Source organism: Catellatospora sp. NPDC049609, assembly GCF_040675365.1.
Taxonomy (GTDB): domain Bacteria; phylum Actinomycetota; class Actinomycetes; order Mycobacteriales; family Micromonosporaceae; genus Catellatospora.
The window spans coordinates 1-16,287 of the sequence record NZ_JBFAOU010000057.1 but is presented as its reverse complement, the minus strand read 5'-3'; the positions used below and the strand labels follow the sequence as shown (position 1 = coordinate 16,287).

Here is a 16,287-nt window from a genome sequence, read left to right as displayed (position 1 = left end):
CGGTCGCCACCGTGAGTGATCTTGAGATCCGGCGCGCCGTCGCCGCCGACGTGCCCGTGATCGTCGCCATGCTCGCCGACGACCCGCTCGGCGCCGCCCGCGAGGGCGACCCGGCCGATCCCGCGTACGCCATGGCCTTCGCCGAGATCGACGCCGACCCGCACCAGCTGCTGGCCGTCGCGACCCGCGGCGGCGAGGTGGTCGGCACGCTGCAGCTCACCTTCATCCCCGGGCTCAGCCGGCGCGGCATGCGCCGCGCGCTGATCGAGGCGGTCCGCGTCCGCGGCGACCAGCGCGGCCAGGGCACCGGCCGCCGGCTCGTCGAGTGGGCGATCGACACCGCCCGCGCGCGCGGCTGCGGCCTGGTGCAGCTCACCACCGACCGCTCCCGCGCCGACGCGCACCGCTTCTACGAGGGGCTGGGCTTCGCAGGCAGCCACCTGGGTATGAAACTGGCACTGTGACCGCACCCGCGCCCCGCCCGCTGCTGATCGTCGACGCCGCCAACGTCGTCGGCTCGGTGCCCGACGGCTGGTGGCGCGACCGCGCCGGGGCCGCGACCCGGCTGCGCGACGCGATCGCCCCGCTCGCCGCGGACGGCCTGCCCGGCCTGCCCGGCCCGCTGGACGTCGTCCTGGTCGTCGAGGGCGCCGCCCGGGACGTGCCGGGCGTGGCGGGCGTACGCGTGCACGCCGCCCCCCGCAGCGGCGACGACGCGATCGTCGACCTGGTGCGCCAGGAGACCGTCGCGCGGCCCGTGCTGGTGGTCGCCACCGCCGACCGGGAGCTGCGCGAGCGCGTGGGCGAGCTGGGCGCCCGCATCATCGGCCCGCGCAGCCTGCCCTACCCCTGACCCCGCCGGGCCCGCCACCGCCGCCACAGCGCCCACCCCGCCCCCGCCGCGGCGGCGGGCAGCACCGGCAGCGCGACGTACACCCATCCCTGCATCTGCCACGGATCGGCCGCATACGAGGCGAACGCGCCCTGCTCGGCCAGCAGGCGGGGCACGCTGAGATCGTCCGCGCCGTCCGGCCCGGCCAGCAGCACCCGCGCCGACCCGTCCGGCTCGGCGGCGACCAGCGCCGGGCCGCCGCCGCCGACCACGTCGAGCACCGGCCGCCCGTCGTGCCAGCCCTGCAGCTCGCCCGGCAGGCCGGTGCGCCGTGCCTGCTCGTCCGTGACCTGTATCAGGGAGTCTTCGTTCAGGCGCGAGAACGTGTCGACGTACTGCAGATGCCAGCTCTTCAGGTCCCCGGGCCGCTCGCGGCAGTCGGGCCAGCCGCAGCCGTCGGCCGCGACCAGCACCACCGAGCGGCCGTCCGGCGTCCACGCGGCCGATCCGGCGAGGCGCTGGTGGCGTTCCAGCGGCCGCAGGATCTCGTTCCGGCCGAACGGCAGGTCGAGGACCACCAGGTTCTGCTGCCCGCCGGCCGGGCCGTAGACCACGGCCACCCGCTGCCCGTCCGGCGAGAACGCCCCCGCCGGTGCGCCGATCTCCGCGGCCATCACCAGGGTCATCGTCCCGGCGTCCAGGTCGTACACCATGTACTGCGGCGCGAGCGCGCCGTCCTCCGGCTGGCCGTCCGCCAGCCGGAGCACCACCGTCAGCAGCCGCCGCCCCACCGGCGACCACGCCACCGGCCGGCCCGCCTCGCCGCCTCCCGCCCCGATCACGCTGCCGTCGCGCAGGTCGATGATCTCGCCCGGCCGGGCCAGCAGGGTCCCGTCCGGAGACAGCAGGCCGGGCCGGCCGTCGTCGCCCGCGGGCAGCAGCCGGTAGGACCCGTCCCGGCCGACCACGACCCCGCCCCGCCCGAACAGCGACGCGCCCCCACCGGTGAACGCCGCCACGGCGGGCCCGTTCGGCTTCCGCTCATGCGTCGGCAGCCACGGGTACGCCCTGCCCAGCGAGCCCGACGTCGGCTTGCCGAGGCTCACCTGCGGCGCGGGCTGCAGGCCTGCCAGCAACTGCGGCGCGCCCGCCAGCGCCAGCACGGCCAGCACGCCCGCCACCGCGGCACCGGCCCGACGCCACCGCCGCCGCGCCCTGCCCCGCCGCCACAGCCCGTCCGTGGCCGCAGGCGGCGGCGCCTCCTGCGCGGCCTGCCGTAGCGCGTCCCGCAGCAGTCCGGTCATCGGCCCGCCCCCATCAGCTCGGCCCCGGCCAGCTCCGGAGCGATCACCCGCAGCCGGGCCAGGGCGTCCCTGGTCTGGCTCTTCACCGTGCCCACCGACACCCCCAGCGCCGCCGCGGTCTCCACCTCGGTCAGATCCTCGAAGTAGCGCAGCACCAGCACCGCCCGCTGCCGTGGCGCGAGCCTGGCCAGGGCCGCCCGCACCGCCAGCGCGGTCGCCGCCGCGCCGGAGAAGTCCGGCACCGCCCGCTCCGGCAGCACCGCCGCCGGCGCCGCCTCCCGCCGCACCCGCCGCCACCACGACACGTGCTGGGTGTAGAGCACCCGCCGCACGTACGCGTCGAGATCGCCGCCCCTGGACAGCTGCTCCCAGCGCGACGCCACCCGCACCAGCGTCAGCTGCACCAGGTCGTCGGCCAGGTGCGCGTCCCCGGTCAGCAGGAACGCCACGCGGCCCAGCATCGGCAGCCGCGAGCGCGCGTACTCATGGAACGACTCCGCGTCGGTCATCGCCACCTCCAGCACCTACACGCTCCGCACCGGCCGGATGGAGGGGTGCCCGGGGCATCTATTCGATCGACGCGCCGGCCAGGCGCCGCTACCGTGGGCCCCGATGGACCTGAAGAAGATGAGCAAGCAGCTCTCGTACGTGCTGCGCCACCGACCCGACAGCATCGGCATCACGCTCAGCCCCGACGGCTGGGTGCCGATCGACACGCTCCTGGCCGCCCTGCGGGCGCACGGCAAGGGCATGAGCCGCGACCAGCTCGACGCCGTCGTCGCGGACAACGACAAGCAGCGGTTCGCGATCGACGGCGACCGCATCCGGGCCAGCCAGGGGCACTCCGTGCCGGTCGAGCTGGGCCTGGCCCCGGTCACCCCGCCGCCGCTGCTCTACCACGGCACCGCCCGGCGCAACGTCGACTCGATCATGTCGGGCGGCGTGCACCGCGGCAGCCGCCACCACGTGCACCTGTCCGGCGACACCGTCACCGCCCGCGCCGTCGGCAGCCGCCACGGCGCCCCGGTGATCCTGGTCGTGGACGCCGCCGCGATGGCCGCGGCCGGCCACACCTTCTACCGCTCCGCCAACGGCGTCTGGCTCACCGACGAGATCCCCGCCGCCTACCTCCGCGGCGAAGCCACCCCCTGACCCCGTCCCCGCCCGTGTGTGGCCGGCGTGGTGGGCCGGGCCGGGTCGGGCGGGGTGCGCGCCGAAGGCGCGGAGGGCTGGAAAGGCGAATCGCCGGTGACCCTGTCGGGGCCCCGGCGATGGCGGTGAATCAGAGAGCGGATGACGAGACTCGAACTCGCGACCCTCACCTTGGCAAGGTGATGCGCTACCAACTGCGCTACATCCGCATGTCCCTCAGCTGGCCTTCCGGCTCGCTGCCTGACAGGAGAGAACTCTAGCGGGTGCCCCCGCGCCGCCGCCACCGGGTATCCCCCCACCCGCCGCGCACCCGGTGAAGGCAGTGATGCGAATCGCCTTCACCTGCCCGTACCCTCGTCGGGTGACCACCCCCCGCGTCGCGCGCCCCGCCACGGCCCTCGCCCTCGCCGCCGCCGTCACGGCCCTGACCGCCTGCGCCGGCCCCGCCGAGCAGCCCGCGGTGTGGCGGCAGCCACCCGCCCCGGTGGGCGCGACCGCCCCCGCGCCCAGCCCGCCCGCCGCGGAGATCACCCTCGCCTTCGCCGGCGACGTGCACTTCACCGGCCGCACCCTGGCCCTGCTCAAGAACCCCGACAAGGCGTTCGGCCCGTACGCCGCGCAGCTGCGCGCCGCCGACTTCGCCATGGTCAACCTGGAGACGCCGGTCACCGACCGCGGCACCGAGCAGCCCAAGGAGTTCCACTTCCGGGCACCCACCACGTCGTACGCGGCGATCCAGGCCGCCGGGATCGACCTCGTCTCGATCGCCAACAACCACACCCTCGACTACGGCCAGATCGGCCTGCTCGACACCCTCGACTCGGCCCGCGACGCCGGGATGCCCGTGGTCGGCGCCGGCCGCAACACCACCGAGGCGTACGCGCCGCACCTGGTCACCATGAAAGGCGTGCGGCTGGCCGTGCTGGGCATGTCCCAGGTCCACGACCTGAAGGAGCAGTGGAAGCCCACCGCCACCCGCCCCGGCGTCGCGATGGCGTTCGACCGCAAGCTCGCCGCGGCGGCCGTGAAGCAGGCCCGCGCGCAGGCCGACGTGGTGATCGTGTTCATGCACTGGGGCACCGAGGGCCAGGCCTGCCCCAACGGCGAGCAGAAGAGCTTCGCCAGGCTCATGGCCGACAACGGCGCCGACCTCGTGCTCGGCACCCACGCCCACGTCCTGCTCGCCGACGGGTTCCTCGGCGACACGTACGTTCACTACGGCCTGGGCAACTTCCTCTGGTACTCCGAGTCCAAGAGCACCGACACCGGCCTGCTGACCGTGACGATCAGGGACGGGAAGGTGAAAACCCGGAAGTTCGTCCCCGGCGTCGTCTCGAACAACGGGCAGCCCAAGCCGGTCACCGGTGCCGCGCTCAGCGCCGTGCAGACCCGCCTTGACCAGGCAGCACGCTGCACCGGCCTGGCCTCGAAACCGGCGGCGTGACGCGCCGGAGGCACCCCGGTTTGTCAAGACCTCCGGGGACCGGCTAAAGTTCTCATCCGTTGGGCAGCACGCCGGAAGGCGGGCGAACCGACAAGCGGATGTAGCGCAGTTGGTAGCGCATCACCTTGCCAAGGTGAGGGTCGCGAGTTCGAGTCTCGTCATCCGCTCGGAGAACCGCCGCAAGGCGTCACCACGGTGGAGTGGCCGAGAGGCGAGGCAACGGCCTGCAAAGCCGTGTACACGGGTTCAAATCCCGTCTCCACCTCGTAGTACAGCACGGGCGATTGGCGCAGTGGGAGCGCGCTTCCTTGACACGGAAGAGGTCACTGGTTCAAACCCAGTATCGCCCACCAGCAAAGAGGGCTTGTCCGATCACCGGACAGGCCCTCTTTCATGTCTGCGTGACCACCCCTCGGCGACTCGGCTGCCGCGACTTACCGAATGGCCCGGCGCCGCTCGACGGGCTCGGGCCCCGCACGTCGACGGCTCACTGCGGGTTCGCTCGCAGCTGCGCGATCTGGCCGGCGATGCGGTGGGCGTTGCTGGACAGGGCGAGCGCCTCTGCCTCGTCGAGCAGCGCGGTCGTGTCGTCGTGGCGTCCCTGCGCATGCGCGAGGTACGCCAGCCCGACGAGGTTCGCCGCGACGCCCGCGGGAAAGCCCTGCGCCCGGCGCAGCCGGGTGGACTCCTCCAGGTGCTCGCGGGCCTCGTCCAGCCGGCCGGCCTGGTGCGCCACCACGCCCATGTGCCGCAGGGCGTAGGACAGCGTCAGGTCGTCCCCGGCCTGCTCCGCCAGGTCACGGGCGCGGGCGAACTCGGCACCGGCGGCGGCGTTGTCACCGCGTACCAGCTGATGGAAGGTGCCGGCGTGGAACCGGGCCCGCGCCAGACCGCGGGTGTCGCCGACGGCTTCGTAGAGTTCGGCGGCGCGTTCGAACAGGACGAGCTCGCGCGGGTCCGAGACGTGCTCGTCCAGGAAGCGTGCGTGCAGCACCCGGCCCCGGGCCAGGACGAGTGCGGCCTCGACGGCGTCGAGCGCCCGATCGGCCTGCGGCAGCACGCCGGCATCGCCCTCGAACACCACCCGGTCACAGAGTTCGGCGGCCAGCCGCAGATGATCGTCGATGGTCATCGGCTCAGTCTGCCGGAAGCCGCCCGCTCCGGTGTGCCCTCAGGCACCGGGTTCGGCGCCCTCCGGGTCCGCTACCAGGGACGCCATTCGGCGCGGAACGCCGGATCCTCGTGGTAGATCGCGGCGAGCCGCCGCACCGCCTGCCCGAGACCGGCGGCGCGTCCGGCCGCGTACGCGTCACCCGAGCCGGCACCCTCGGGGGTGTCCAGGTGCTCGACCTCGGCGTAGAGGTCGACGACCGTCCGGATCATGTCCAGCGCGTCGACGGTGCTCTCCAGCAGGACCGGCTGGCCGGGCGGGTTGACCGCCTGTACGTAGACGACGTGGTGTTCGTCGGCGTCGAGCTTGGCCCGCAGGAAGCGGATCAGTTCCCCGTTGTCCATGACTCGCCTTCCGCGGCTGGTACCGGCCTGGTGGTGGGTGATCGTGCCACCCTTCGCCTTCGCCCACAGCCAGGCTTCGGTCAGGAAACCGGGAAGGTCAGGAGACGACCCGGTTCCGGCCGACGACGATCGGGGGCAGCCCTCGCGGCCGGCCCTCCCAGCGCAGATCGGCGGATCGTGCATCGGCCGGGCCGATCGGGCCGACGGCACGGATCTGCCCGATCCGCTCGCACGACGACACGAGCCGCCCTAGGCTTTTGTGCGTCTACGAGCGTATTTACGCAGGTGGAGGACCGAGATGACCGCGCTGATCAACTCGCTGAGCGAGGACGAGTTCGCGCTCGTCCGCAGCACCGAACGCGACGCGCTGACCGTGCTCGACGAGGACGCCCTGCTGGACCTGCACGACCGGGTGCGCCGCGCGCGCAACAAGTACGTCAAGCTCTACCGCCGCCAGGCCAGCTCGCAGGTCGCGGAGTCCGGCGGGCGCGGCAAGGCCAACCCGGTCAACCAGCGCAACCGCGACAAGGCCGAGGTGATCGAGGAGGCGCTCGCCCGGGTCAGCCGCCAGCTCGCGGTGGTCGCCAAGGCCAGCGCCGCGGCGCTCAAGCAGGAGCGGCTCGCCGCCGCGCGCCGCGAACGCAACACCGCCCCGCCGCGCCCGGCGACCGCCCGCCGCAAGGCCACACCCGGTGACCAGCGGCCCCGGCAGGCGCCCGACAGCCCCGGCCTGCGCAAGCGCCAGGCCTCCAGCCGCGCCGCGGGCGCCCGCCGCCAGGCCGTCCGCGATACCCGCTGACCCCACCCACTCCCGGCACCATTCAGGCGCCGGCCCGGGGATGTTCGAAGCTCCGTTCATGCTGGTGGACCAGCGTGAACGGAGCTTCGAGTGCAGGGGTGGAAAGGCGGTCAGCTGGCGGGGGGCGCCTCGGCGGTGAACTCCGTCCCGCTCACCACGGTGTAGTGGCGCAGGGCGGTGCTGCCGGCCTCGCGGACCTCCTCGGCCAGCATCGCGCCCGTGGCGAGGTCGACGACCAGGCGGTGCGTGTGGTCGGGGCCGTCGGCGTTGCGGTACGTGTACTCGACCCCGGCGCCGGTCCGGCCGAGCTGGTCCGTGGCCTGTGCGACGAGGGTGATGTCCGGCAGGTCGGCGAGCATCGCGTAGGCCGCGCCGCGCACCTGGCCGCTGACCGGCAGGCGCAGCAGCAGCTCGGTGGCGGCCGAGAACAGCACCTCGGCCTGGTAGCGGGCGGGGTCGGCGGGCTGGTAGCCCTCGGCGGTGCGCTGTGCCGCCTCGCCGGTCAGGATCAGCTCCTTGAGCGCGGCCGGATCGGCGGGCAGCTCCTCCAGCTGCGCCGGGGTGAGGTCGGCCCCGCCGAGCTGGTATGTCATCGCCGGGCCGCCGCCGCACTTGCGGGCGCCGGGCTGCGAGTCGATCGGGCGGCCGACATTCGGGTCGTTGCGGGGCGCGCTGTTCCAGCTCGTGGGCGAGCCGGCCTGCTGCCAGGCGGCCAGGTCGGCGTCGGAGGCCGGCTCGGCGCCCAGCCAGGTGCCGCACTTGACCGGCGTGCCCCCGGCGAACGTGGGCAGCCAGGTCTCCATCTCCGTGCGGCCGAGCACGAAGTAGCCGCCGACGTCGTACCGGTTGCCCAGCTGGGACGTCTGGTGCCAGTAGCGGTCGGTGCCGTCGCCCTGCAGCGCCGTGCGCTCGGCGGCGACGAGCAGCAGCTGGCGCGCGTCGGCGGGCCCGGCCGCGTGGGGCACCTCGCCCGGTTCCGGCGCGGGGCCGGCGGTGGGGTGGGTGAGCTGGTTGATCCCGGCGATGGCCAGCGCCGCGGCGAACGCGGTCGCGGCGAGCACCAGGCGGCGCCGCGGCGCGGCCCGGCGCGGCCCCGGCTGGGGCTGGGCGGTGATGGCGGCGAGGTCCAGGGCGGCGGGATCGCCGTCGAGCGCGGCCGGGCGCACCTCAGCCAGCCGCTGCGACACGTTGTTCATCGGTGACTCTCCTGCGGGTCGAAGTGCTGGTGGGGACGGCGGATGCGGCGGACAGGACCTGCTCCAGCCGTTTGCGGGCGCGGTGCAGGCGGACCAGGAAGGTAGCGCGGGAGCAGCCGAGGACGCGCGCGGCCTGCCCCGTGGTCAGGCCGTGCCAGGCGGTGAGGGTGAGGATCTCGCGGTCGCGGTCGGGCAGCCAGGCCAGCGCGGACAGCGTCGCCACGCGTTCGGTCACCCCGTCGGCGACGTCCTCGGCGTCGCGCACCCACCGCGCCATCTCCGCGGCCAGCCCGGCCTGCCGGACCTGGTCGCGGTATCGCTCGTGCATGACGTTGCGGGCCACGCCCAGCAGCCACGGCAGCGGCTGCGCGGGCACGTCGGCCAGGCGCCGCCAGGCGACGAGGTACGTCTCGCTGACGACGTCGTCGGCGAGCGGGCGGCCGGCCCGGCTGACCGCGTACGCGTACACCTGGCGGTGATGTCGTTCGTAGAGCGCGGTCAGCCGCGCTGCGGGGTCTGGTGTCACCTCGTGTGCTCCCTCGGGCGATATTGATGCCGTCACGGGGTAGTGCGCACCGGCCCCTGTTTCTTACACCGGATTTTCGACTTCGTGGCGGGCCAGGTAGACGACGTCCGGCTCGCCTCGCGCCACCTCGACCGCGAGGGTCCGCACCGGCCCGACGGCGGCGGCGAGGCGCTGCGCGTACGCCGGGGACGCCGACGCGCTCCACACCGCGAGCACGCCGCCGGGCGCCAGGCGCGAGCGCAGCAGCGCCAGGCCGTCCCCGGCGTACAGCTCCGCGTTGGCGTCGAAGACCGTCCAGTCCGGACCGTTGTCGACGTCGAGGCAGATCGCGTCGAACCGCTCGTCCGTGTCGCGCAGCCAGGCGGCGATGTCGGCGGTGACCACCCGCACCCGCGGGTCGCCGAGCGCGCCCGCGCTGAACGGGGCCAGGTGGTCGCGGTGCCAGCCGACCAGCGCGGGCTCGATCTCCACCACGACGATCTCGGCGGCGCGGGTGGATGAGACGGCCTCGGCCAGCGAGAAGCCCACGCCGAGACCGCCGATCAGCAGCCGCGCGCCGGGCGGCACGGCCTGAAGCGCGGCCCGCACCAGCAGCCGCTCCGACTCCCCGGCCCGGGTGTCCATGAGGAACACCCCGTTGCTGATCACCTCGTAGTGCCCGCCGCTCTCCCGCAGCACCAGCTCGCCGCGTGCGGTGCCGGTGCGTGCGACGGTGACCGCTCCGGAGTCCATCCCGTCAAGCTACCTCGCCGCCGGCGCCCGGCGCGGGCTTGACCGCGGCGAGCGCGCCGCAGGTGATGACGCCGGTCGCGAAGCCCTTGCGCATGAGCGGCACCGCGGCGAAGAAGCGCAGCACGTCGGCGCCGCGTTCGCGGGCCAGCTCCATCATGTACTCCCGGCCGCCCTCGGGCTGCTCCAGCAGGGCGAACTCGGGGTCCCAGGAGCCGGCGGTCTGCGTGCTCCAGTCGGCCGTGCGCACCAGGGTGAACCCGGCGGCCTCGGCCATACGCTGGTGCGCCTCGATCGAGTCGAGGCTGGGCAGCACCTGGCTGTGCAGGATCCGGCGCACCAGGTCGGTCTCGGCGGCGTCGAGCGCGCCCTCGCGTACCGCCCAGGTGTTGAGGGCCAGCACCCCGCCCGGCCGCAGCGCGCGCAGCGCCGTCGCGAAGAACGCGGGCCGGTCGGCGATGTGCATGAGGCTCTCCATCGCCCACACCACGTCGTACGCACCTTCGGCGAGCCCGCCGCCGAGCACGTCGGCCACCCGGAACGCGGTCCGGGCGGACAGGCCCGTCTGCGCCGCCCGCGCGGTGGCCCGCGAGACCTGCTCGGCGCTGAGGGTGATGCCGTCGACCGCGCAGCCCAGCCGCCCCGCCAAATACAGCGCGGGACCGCCGTGGCCGCAGCCGACGTCGAGCACCCGCGACCCCGGCGCGATCCCGGCGAACTCCACCAGTTCGCGGATCAGCCGCTCGGTGGCGGCGTGCCGGTCGGCGCCGCCCGCGCCCGGCCGCTCGCCCTCGTCCCAGAACCCGAGGTGGATGTCGTCACCCCACAGCTGGGCGTACAGGTCGGCGGTCCGGTCGTAGTACCCGCCGACGGCCTGGCCGAGGTCGGCGGTCACGAACCCGGGCGGTGGGGTCTGGGCGCTCACGATCGTCCTCCCGTGGAATGAGAGACCGGCCCGGAACAGGAAAACGGCCACCGCGGGGTGGCCGTCGCCGGTCGCGTCGCAACGACGCCGGTCGATCGTAACAACGGGGACGCCGCCGTGGGGGCGCCTCGGGCCGGGCTCCGCCCGCGCGAGGGAGAGACGCGCGGGCGGAACGCGAAGCGGGCTGGGGGCTCAGCTCGCGACCATGGCGAGCAGCTGCTTGATCTGCTCGGTGCGGGACCGGTCGATCCGCTGGGCCAGCTCCTTGGCCTGCGGGTTGACGCCGCCGCCGGTCTCCTGCCGGGCCATTTCGATCGCGCTGTGCTGGTGGCCGATCAGGACGTTGAGGAACACGGTCTGGAACTGGGCGGTGCTCGCCTTGCGCAGCGAGGCCATCTCGTCGGCGGCGGTGATCGGCAGCGCCCCGCCCGCCGCGTGGGAGGCGTGCGCGGCGTGCGACGCGTGCCCGCCGGTGGCGGCTTCGCCCCAGCTCGCCAGCCAGCCCTTCATCACCTCGAGCTCGGTGGTCTGGGTGGCCTCGATCGCGCCGGTCAGCAGCGCGACCTGCTCGCTGGTGCCGCGGGTGTGGGCCAGCTTCAGGATCTCCAGCGTCTGGCCGTGGTGGGCGATCATCATCTGCAGGAACGTCACGTCGGTGTCGTTGTACGTCGCGTCGGCGGCCGGTGGCGCCGTCTGCGCGCGCCCGACCGGCTCGGGCGCTGCCGAGCCGCACCCGGCGAGCAGTGCCGCGGCGAGCGCGACGGCGGCGAGGTGGAGCTTTCTCATGGGCACGGTCCTGTCCGGGGGCGAGGGTGGACCGGCGGGCCGCCTGGTGGTACGGCCCGCCGGAGCCTGGGTCAGATCGGCAGCCAGAGCGCGAGCGTGTAGTACGACGGCTCCCAGGTGACGATCGAGGTGTGCGACTGCCGGCAGCGGTAACGCAGACCCTGGTAGGTCACCTCGTCCCCGGTCCGGTACGTGGTGCCGGGCGCCCACTCGGACCCCGAGGGCACGGTCGGCGGCGTCGGGCGGGTCGTCGGCACGGCGCTCGGCGTCGCGGACGGGCGGGCGCTGGGCCGCACGCTCGGCGTGGCCGTGGGCCGCGCGGTGGGCCGGGCGGTCGGCGACGCCGTCGGGACCGGGGTGCCGCCACCGCCGCCGACCTGCAGGTCGATGCAGTTGTAGAAGGCCATCGGGGTGTCGCCGATGTTCCAGATCGCGAGCAGCTTCTGCCGGCCACTGAACCCGGCGAGGCTCACCTGGTGCGACACCGTCGCGTTCGGCTGCTTGCCGCCGTCTTCGAAGAAGGCCACGCGCCGGTCCCCGATCCAGTACTCCCAGCTGCTGGTGGAGTGCCGGGCGGTGAGCACCCAGTTGAACGTCACCGACGTGCCGACCGGCGTCGCGGGCCAGTTGCGGCCGTCGTCGTTCAGCACCGCGAACCGGCCGAGGCCGCCGTGGCAGTTGCGCTGGCCCTTGGGCCCCTCGACGCTCTGCGGCTCGTACTGGATGGGCCCGCAGTCGCCGACGCGGCCCGACGCGCACAGCGCCTGACGGCTCGGCGGCGACGACACGTAGCCGTGCGCGGAGGCGGGCGACGCGACCGTCAGCGACGCCGCCGCGAACCCGAGGGCCACGAGCGGGGAGGCGACCAGTCTTCGCATGGATGGGAACTCCGTTCTGCCGTCGGCCGCGCTGCGCGGCGATGACCGAACGCTAACGAGAAGTCCCTTGTGGAGACCTTAAACGCTTCCCAAGATCGGCCTAAACCTCGCCGGGAGCCCGGCGGAGCGGCCGTCCGGTGACCGTCGGGAGCGCAGCGCAGGATGGACACCGGGCGGCTCCGCTGACCCGGCCGGGTTTGGCGCCCGGCCGGCCGGGTAGGCGAACGGGGTGAGCAGGACGCTGGGTGGGCGCTACCGCGTGGACGAGGAGGTCGGCCACGGCGGCATGGCCACCGTCTGGCGCGGGTACGACCTGCGGCTGCGCCGTGCCGTCGCGGTGAAGATCCTCGACCCGGCGATGTTCGCCGACGCCGGCATGCGCCAGCGCTTCTGGCGCGAGGCCCAGGCCGTCGCCGCGCTCTCCCACCCGCACATCGTGGCCGTGTACGACGTCGCCGTCGACGCCGATGAGGCGTACGTGGTGATGGAGCTGGTCGACGGGCCGAGCGTGTCCACCGTGCTCCAGGACGGGCCGCTGCCGTGGGCGCAGGCCGTCGACGTCGCCGTGCAGACCTGCGCGGCGCTGGCCGCGGCGCACGCCGCGGGCATGGTGCACCGCGACGTCACCCCTGCCAACCTGCTGCTGTCCACGTCCGGCCTGGTCAAGGTGTGCGACTTCGGCATCGCGGCCTGGCAGGAGGCGGCCTACCCGTCGCTGGTCGCGGGCACCCGCGGCTATACCGCCCCGGAGCAGGCCGCGGGCGGCCCGGTCGATCCCCGCACCGACCTGTACGGCCTCGGCTGCACCCTCTACGCCATGCTCACCGGCGCCCCGCCCCCGGTCGGCCGCGACGTGCCCGGCGCGCTGTCCGGCGTCAGCGCCGACCTGCAACGGGCCGGCGTCGCGCCGGAGCTCGCCGAGCTGGTCGAGCAGCTCACCGCCGCCGACCCCGGCGACCGGCCCGGCAGCGCCGAGCACGCCGCCGCGCTGCTGTCCGCCGTCGGCGCGACCGCCACGACCGCGTACCTTCCCGGCACCGCCACGGTCCCCGGCGTGCCTTCGCACCCGGCCGGCCCCGCCGTGACCCCGAGCGCGCCCGCGTATGCGGCCGGGTCGGTCGTGGCGCCGGGCGGGTCCGCGTATCCGGCCGGCGCCGCGGGGCCGGGGTCCGGAGCGGCACGGCCGCCCGGCACGCTCATCGGCGTCGCCGCCGTGCCGCCACCCCCGCCGCCGGAGGTGCCCGCCGCGCCGGTCCGCCGCCGGCCCGAGCGCCCCGACCGCTGGCTGCGGCCCGTGGTGTGGGCCACCACCGGCATCGTCGCGATCGTCGCGGGCCTGCTGTTCATCGTGTACGCCCTCGGCAGCCCGACCCCGCCCGCCACCCAGGCCGGGCCCTCGGCCACCCCGAACCCGGCCGCCGTGACCCCCGCGTCGGCACCACGCTCCCCCACCGGCCCCGCCCGCCCCGGCGACCAGCTCGGCCGGCTGCGCCGCGAGATCGACCGGCTCGCCAGGTCCGGGGGCCTGACCGGCAAGGACGCCGCCGACCTGCGCAAACGCGTGCAGGACATTGAGAAGCGCCTGCGCCACGACGGCGACGAAGCCGCCGACAAAGCCCAGGACCTGCTCGAACGCCTCGACAAACTCCGCGACGACGGCAAGCTCTCCGACCCCGCCTACCGCGCCCTCGCCCCCCTCGCCACCCACCTCTCCAACACCCTGGACTGACCCCAAGATCGCGACGATCTTGCGCGAACTGTTAGGGATATGCCCCATAAGTGCGTGTCGTACCCACAGTCCACGCAAGATCGCCGCAGCGGGGGCGGGGTCAGGGGGTGGTGAGGGTGGTGGCGAGGAGGCGGGCGGCGGGGGTGGGTTCGTGGCGGCCGCGGCGGTGGAGGAGTTCGAGGCGGCGGGCGCCGGGTAGGGGTGAGGCGATGACGCGGACGCCGGGGTGGTGTTCGGGTTGGGCCAGGGCGGGGATGACGGCGGCGGCGAGGCCGGCGGCGACGACCGACAGGGCGGCGGGGAACTCCAGGCACTCGTGGTGGCGGTCGAGGGTCAGGCCGTGCCGGGCGCAGAGGCGGTCCAGCACGCGGCGCACGGCGGTGCCCGCCGGGCCGTCCACCCACGGCCGGTCGCGCAGCACGTCCAGATCGCTCACCGGCCCCCACGCGCGCGGCACCACGATGCGGTACGGGTCGTCGAGCAGCTTCGTCGCGACCAGGCCCGCCGGGGCGCGCAGCGGATCGGCGGCGTCGGCCTCCACGATGAGCAGGTCCAGCTCGCCGGTGCGCAGCGCGGCGCGCCCCGGCTCGGGCTCGAACTGCCGGATGCGCACCGACACGCTCGGCGCGGTGGCGGCCAGCTCCGCCGTCGCGGGCACGACCAGATGCCGGATCGCGGTGGGGAACGCGCCCACGGTCACCGGCCCGGCCACCTGGCCCGTGTACGCGGCGAGGTCGTGCTCGGCCGCGGCCAGCACCTCGCCCAGCCGCGCGGCGTGCCCGGCGAGCATCCGCCCGGCGGGGGTCAGCCCGGCGGCCCGCCGCCCGCCCAGCTGCGACCGGTCGAGCAGGGTCACCCCGGTCTCCGCCTCCAGGCGCGCGATGTGCTGCGAGACCGCGGACGGGGTCAGGTGCAGCACCGCCGCCGCGGCGAGCACGCCGCCCGCGTCGGCCACGGCGCGCAGCACCGCCAGGCGGCGCGGGTCGATCTGCATGAAGTCAGGCTACATACGGGATGCAGAAAGCCTCGCTGGTGCTGAACGCGGGCGGGCGCGACGATGGGATCATGACCGAGTACCGCGCGTCCTTCGACGCGAACGTGACCTTCTCCAACGGCGGCGGCCTGCAAGCCCAGGGCTTCCGGCTGGACGTGCCCGGCCCGGACGTCACCGCGGACGCGCTGGCCCGGCTGTTCGTCGCGCACCTCGGCCTGCTCATGGTGGACCGCGTCGAGCTGACCGGCGTGGAGGTCTTCGCCGAGGCGCACAAGGGCTCGCGCGGCGGCCCGTCCGGCGCGGAGCGGTCTAACGGGTCGCCGGACGCCGGCGCCCGCCTGATCGACCTGAGCCACGTCGTCGAGGCCGGCATGACGACGTACCCGGGGCTGCCCGGACCGGAGATCATCCCGCACCTGACCCGCGCGGCGTCGCGCGGCGTCTACGCCGAGGGCACCGAGTTCACCATCGACCGGATCAGCATGGTGAGCAACACCGGCACGTACGTCGACGCCCCGTTCCACCGCTACGAGGGCGGCACCGACCTGGCCGGGCTGCCGCTGGAGTCCTTGGCGAACCTGCCGGTGACCGTGGTGCGCGTCGAGGGCGCGGCCGAGCGCGGCATCACCGCGCAGGCGCTGGCCGCCCACGACGTGGCGGGCCGGGCGGTGCTGCTGCACACCGGCTGGGACCGGCACTGGCGCACCGAGCAGTACGGCGGCCCGGCCCCGTACCTGACCGAGGACGGCGCGAAGCACCTGGTCACCGCTGGTGCGCGGCTGGTCGGGATCGACAGCGTCAACATCGACTGCACCGACGGCGGCGAGCGCCCGGCGCACACCATCCTGCTCGGCGCGGGCATCCCGGTGCTGGAGCACCTGACCAACCTGTCCGCGCTGCCCGTGCACGGCGCCCGCCTGCACGCGGTGCCGGTCCCGGTGCGCGACTTCGGCACCTTCCCGGTGCGGGCGTACGCGCTGGTGCCGTGATGGACGTGCTCGTCGAGGCGGTCGGCTGGCTCGGGGCGGCCGCGCTGCTGCTGGCGTACGGGCTGCTGTCCAGCGGGCGGCTCGCCGCGGGGGTGGCGTACCAGCTGCTCAACCTGGGCGGGTCGGTCGCGCTGGCGGTCAACGCGGTCGTCCACCGCGCCCTGCCGTCCGCCGCCGTCAACCTGGTCTGGCTGGTCATCGGCGTCGCCGCCCTGCGCGGCCTGGCCGCCCGCCGGGCCCGCGACCGCGCGGCGGCCGCCCAGGACGCCACGGTCGACCGCGGCTAGCGTCCCCGGCCGACGATCGCGGGCTCACCCGCGCCTGCCACCCGGCCCGCGCCACGACGCGAAACCTGGCTCGGCGGATGCCACGTCGCGGCTCGTGGCTCGGCGGAGGATGCTCTTATGGATGTCAAGCCGCTGAGGCTTGGCATCCATAAGGGTGTTCAGCGGTGATGATCTGGTAGATCTCGCGGGCCAGGTAGCGTTT

At 74.7% G+C, this 16,287-nt stretch carries 19 protein-coding genes and 4 tRNA genes; 11 read left to right on the top strand and 12 right to left on the bottom strand.

The features are described 5' to 3' along the window. Window positions 1–11: 11 nt before the first annotated feature. Together AB0J67_RS17940 and AB0J67_RS17935 are read left to right on the top strand one after the other, a co-directional pair. Window positions 12–464, top strand: a complete 453-nt coding sequence (locus AB0J67_RS17940) for a GNAT family N-acetyltransferase (RefSeq protein ID WP_363483455.1) — start codon at window positions 12–14, stop codon at window positions 462–464. Next, on the top strand, window positions 461–853 hold the full coding sequence (locus tag AB0J67_RS17935; RefSeq protein ID WP_363483452.1) for a hypothetical protein: 393 nt from the start codon (window positions 461–463) through the stop codon (window positions 851–853). Before AB0J67_RS17940 ends, AB0J67_RS17935 begins: the two co-directional genes overlap by 4 nt. Here AB0J67_RS17935 and AB0J67_RS17930 read toward each other — a convergent pair. Continuing rightward, on the bottom strand, window positions 844–2,136 hold the full coding sequence (locus AB0J67_RS17930) for a hypothetical protein (RefSeq protein ID WP_363483449.1): 1,293 nt from the start codon (window positions 2,134–2,136) through the stop codon (window positions 844–846). The two genes, AB0J67_RS17935 and AB0J67_RS17930, sit on opposite strands and share 10 nt — an antisense overlap. Next, complete coding sequence (locus tag AB0J67_RS17925; RefSeq protein WP_363483446.1) at window positions 2,133–2,645, bottom strand: SigE family RNA polymerase sigma factor; 513 nt, start codon at window positions 2,643–2,645, stop codon at window positions 2,133–2,135. Before AB0J67_RS17925 ends, AB0J67_RS17930 begins: the two co-directional genes overlap by 4 nt. Before the next feature lie 103 nt (window positions 2,646–2,748). Between AB0J67_RS17925 and AB0J67_RS17920 the strand changes: the two genes are divergently transcribed. Continuing rightward, window positions 2,749–3,288: an RNA 2'-phosphotransferase gene (locus AB0J67_RS17920; RefSeq protein WP_363483443.1), complete on the top strand. Its 540-nt coding sequence runs from the start codon at window positions 2,749–2,751 to the stop codon at window positions 3,286–3,288. A 136-nt stretch (window positions 3,289–3,424) separates the two neighbouring features. Here the strand turns inward: AB0J67_RS17920 and AB0J67_RS17915 are convergent. Then, window positions 3,425–3,497, bottom strand: a tRNA-Gly gene (locus tag AB0J67_RS17915). Between the two features lie 152 nt (window positions 3,498–3,649). On the opposite strand from AB0J67_RS17915, the gene AB0J67_RS17910 reads away from it, so the two are divergent. The 4 genes from AB0J67_RS17910 (at window position 3,650) to AB0J67_RS17895 (ending at window position 5,085) form a co-directional block, all read left to right on the top strand. Further along, window positions 3,650–4,732: a CapA family protein gene (locus AB0J67_RS17910; RefSeq protein WP_363483440.1), complete on the top strand. Its 1,083-nt coding sequence runs from the start codon at window positions 3,650–3,652 to the stop codon at window positions 4,730–4,732. Window positions 4,733–4,826: 94 nt separating this feature from the next. Beyond that, window positions 4,827–4,899, top strand: a tRNA-Gly gene (locus AB0J67_RS17905). A 27-nt stretch (window positions 4,900–4,926) separates the two neighbouring features. Then, a tRNA-Cys gene (locus AB0J67_RS17900) sits at window positions 4,927–4,997 on the top strand. 13 nt (window positions 4,998–5,010) lie between these two features. Continuing rightward, a tRNA-Val gene (locus tag AB0J67_RS17895) sits at window positions 5,011–5,085 on the top strand. A gap of 134 nt (window positions 5,086–5,219) precedes the next feature. On the opposite strand, the gene AB0J67_RS17890 is transcribed toward AB0J67_RS17895, so the two are convergent. Continuing rightward, complete coding sequence (locus tag AB0J67_RS17890) at window positions 5,220–5,864, bottom strand: tetratricopeptide repeat protein (protein WP_363483437.1); 645 nt, start codon at window positions 5,862–5,864, stop codon at window positions 5,220–5,222. A 71-nt stretch (window positions 5,865–5,935) separates the two neighbouring features. Then, window positions 5,936–6,247, bottom strand: a complete 312-nt coding sequence (locus AB0J67_RS17885) for a DUF6221 family protein (RefSeq protein WP_363483434.1) — start codon at window positions 6,245–6,247, stop codon at window positions 5,936–5,938. A 298-nt stretch (window positions 6,248–6,545) separates the two neighbouring features. Here AB0J67_RS17885 and AB0J67_RS17880 point away from each other — a divergent pair, with 298 nt between their 5' ends. Beyond that, window positions 6,546–7,046, top strand: a complete 501-nt coding sequence (locus tag AB0J67_RS17880; protein ID WP_363483431.1) for a hypothetical protein — start codon at window positions 6,546–6,548, stop codon at window positions 7,044–7,046. Between the two features lie 110 nt (window positions 7,047–7,156). On the opposite strand, the gene AB0J67_RS17875 is transcribed toward AB0J67_RS17880, so the two are convergent. The 6 genes from AB0J67_RS17875 to AB0J67_RS17850 form a co-directional block, all read right to left on the bottom strand. Beyond that, window positions 7,157–8,242: a CU044_5270 family protein gene (locus tag AB0J67_RS17875; protein ID WP_363483428.1), complete on the bottom strand. Its 1,086-nt coding sequence runs from the start codon at window positions 8,240–8,242 to the stop codon at window positions 7,157–7,159. Then, a complete protein-coding gene (locus AB0J67_RS17870; protein ID WP_363483425.1) occupies window positions 8,214–8,768 on the bottom strand; it encodes a sigma-70 family RNA polymerase sigma factor in 555 nt (184 codons plus the stop codon). Before AB0J67_RS17870 ends, AB0J67_RS17875 begins: the two co-directional genes overlap by 29 nt. Before the next feature lie 63 nt (window positions 8,769–8,831). Next, window positions 8,832–9,500, bottom strand: a complete 669-nt coding sequence (locus tag AB0J67_RS17865; RefSeq protein ID WP_363483422.1) for a spermidine synthase — start codon at window positions 9,498–9,500, stop codon at window positions 8,832–8,834. A 4-nt stretch (window positions 9,501–9,504) separates the two neighbouring features. Beyond that, window positions 9,505–10,422, bottom strand: a complete 918-nt coding sequence (locus AB0J67_RS17860) for a methyltransferase domain-containing protein (protein WP_363483419.1) — start codon at window positions 10,420–10,422, stop codon at window positions 9,505–9,507. Window positions 10,423–10,614: 192 nt separating this feature from the next. Beyond that, the gene (locus tag AB0J67_RS17855; RefSeq protein WP_363483416.1) at window positions 10,615–11,208 is read right to left on the bottom strand and encodes a DUF305 domain-containing protein; all 594 of its coding nucleotides are present in this window, start codon (window positions 11,206–11,208) and stop codon (window positions 10,615–10,617) included. A gap of 71 nt (window positions 11,209–11,279) precedes the next feature. Continuing rightward, entirely contained in the window at window positions 11,280–12,086 is an 807-nt protein-coding gene (locus tag AB0J67_RS17850; RefSeq protein ID WP_363483413.1) for a lytic polysaccharide monooxygenase, read from the bottom strand. Between the two features lie 229 nt (window positions 12,087–12,315). Here AB0J67_RS17850 and AB0J67_RS17845 point away from each other — a divergent pair, with 229 nt between their 5' ends. Then, window positions 12,316–13,815 (top strand): protein kinase, encoded by a 1,500-nt coding sequence (locus AB0J67_RS17845; protein WP_363483410.1) that lies wholly within the window; start codon window positions 12,316–12,318, stop codon window positions 13,813–13,815. 100 nt (window positions 13,816–13,915) lie between these two features. Here the strand turns inward: AB0J67_RS17845 and AB0J67_RS17840 are convergent, their stop codons facing one another. Further along, window positions 13,916–14,809 carry a LysR substrate-binding domain-containing protein gene (locus AB0J67_RS17840; RefSeq protein WP_363483407.1) on the bottom strand — a complete coding sequence of 298 codons (894 nt, stop codon included), beginning with the start codon at window positions 14,807–14,809 and terminating at the stop codon, window positions 13,916–13,918. A gap of 71 nt (window positions 14,810–14,880) precedes the next feature. On the opposite strand from AB0J67_RS17840, the gene AB0J67_RS17835 reads away from it, so the two are divergent. Both AB0J67_RS17835 and AB0J67_RS17830 read left to right on the top strand, forming a co-directional pair. Further along, complete coding sequence (locus AB0J67_RS17835) at window positions 14,881–15,798, top strand: cyclase family protein (protein WP_363483404.1); 918 nt, start codon at window positions 14,881–14,883, stop codon at window positions 15,796–15,798. After that, window positions 15,798–16,085, top strand: a complete 288-nt coding sequence (locus tag AB0J67_RS17830) for a hypothetical protein (protein WP_363483401.1) — start codon at window positions 15,798–15,800, stop codon at window positions 16,083–16,085. The genes AB0J67_RS17835 and AB0J67_RS17830 overlap by 1 nt, the downstream gene beginning before the upstream one ends. Window positions 16,086–16,287 lie beyond the last annotated feature (202 nt).

What these genes read in the sequence shown, in the direction of transcription:
- AB0J67_RS17930 (WP_363483449.1), bottom strand. Translation starts at nt 2,136, where the DNA reads ATGACCGGACTGCTGCGGGACGCGCTACGGCAGGCCGCGCAGGAGGCG.
- AB0J67_RS17925 (WP_363483446.1), bottom strand. Translation starts at nt 2,645, where the DNA reads ATGACCGACGCGGAGTCGTTCCATGAGTACGCGCGCTCGCGGCTGCCG.
- AB0J67_RS17920 (WP_363483443.1), top strand. Translation starts at nt 2,749, where the DNA reads ATGGACCTGAAGAAGATGAGCAAGCAGCTCTCGTACGTGCTGCGCCAC.
- AB0J67_RS17890 (WP_363483437.1), bottom strand. Translation starts at nt 5,864, where the DNA reads ATGACCATCGACGATCATCTGCGGCTGGCCGCCGAACTCTGTGACCGG.
- AB0J67_RS17885 (WP_363483434.1), bottom strand. Translation starts at nt 6,247, where the DNA reads ATGGACAACGGGGAACTGATCCGCTTCCTGCGGGCCAAGCTCGACGCC.
- AB0J67_RS17880 (WP_363483431.1), top strand. Translation starts at nt 6,546, where the DNA reads ATGACCGCGCTGATCAACTCGCTGAGCGAGGACGAGTTCGCGCTCGTC.
- AB0J67_RS17875 (WP_363483428.1), bottom strand. Translation starts at nt 8,242, where the DNA reads ATGAACAACGTGTCGCAGCGGCTGGCTGAGGTGCGCCCGGCCGCGCTC.
- AB0J67_RS17865 (WP_363483422.1), bottom strand. Translation starts at nt 9,500, where the DNA reads ATGGACTCCGGAGCGGTCACCGTCGCACGCACCGGCACCGCACGCGGC.
- AB0J67_RS17855 (WP_363483416.1), bottom strand. Translation starts at nt 11,208, where the DNA reads ATGAGAAAGCTCCACCTCGCCGCCGTCGCGCTCGCCGCGGCACTGCTC.
- AB0J67_RS17850 (WP_363483413.1), bottom strand. Translation starts at nt 12,086, where the DNA reads ATGCGAAGACTGGTCGCCTCCCCGCTCGTGGCCCTCGGGTTCGCGGCG.
- AB0J67_RS17840 (WP_363483407.1), bottom strand. Translation starts at nt 14,809, where the DNA reads ATGCAGATCGACCCGCGCCGCCTGGCGGTGCTGCGCGCCGTGGCCGAC.
- AB0J67_RS17835 (WP_363483404.1), top strand. Translation starts at nt 14,881, where the DNA reads ATGACCGAGTACCGCGCGTCCTTCGACGCGAACGTGACCTTCTCCAAC.
- AB0J67_RS17830 (WP_363483401.1), top strand. Translation starts at nt 15,798, where the DNA reads ATGGACGTGCTCGTCGAGGCGGTCGGCTGGCTCGGGGCGGCCGCGCTG.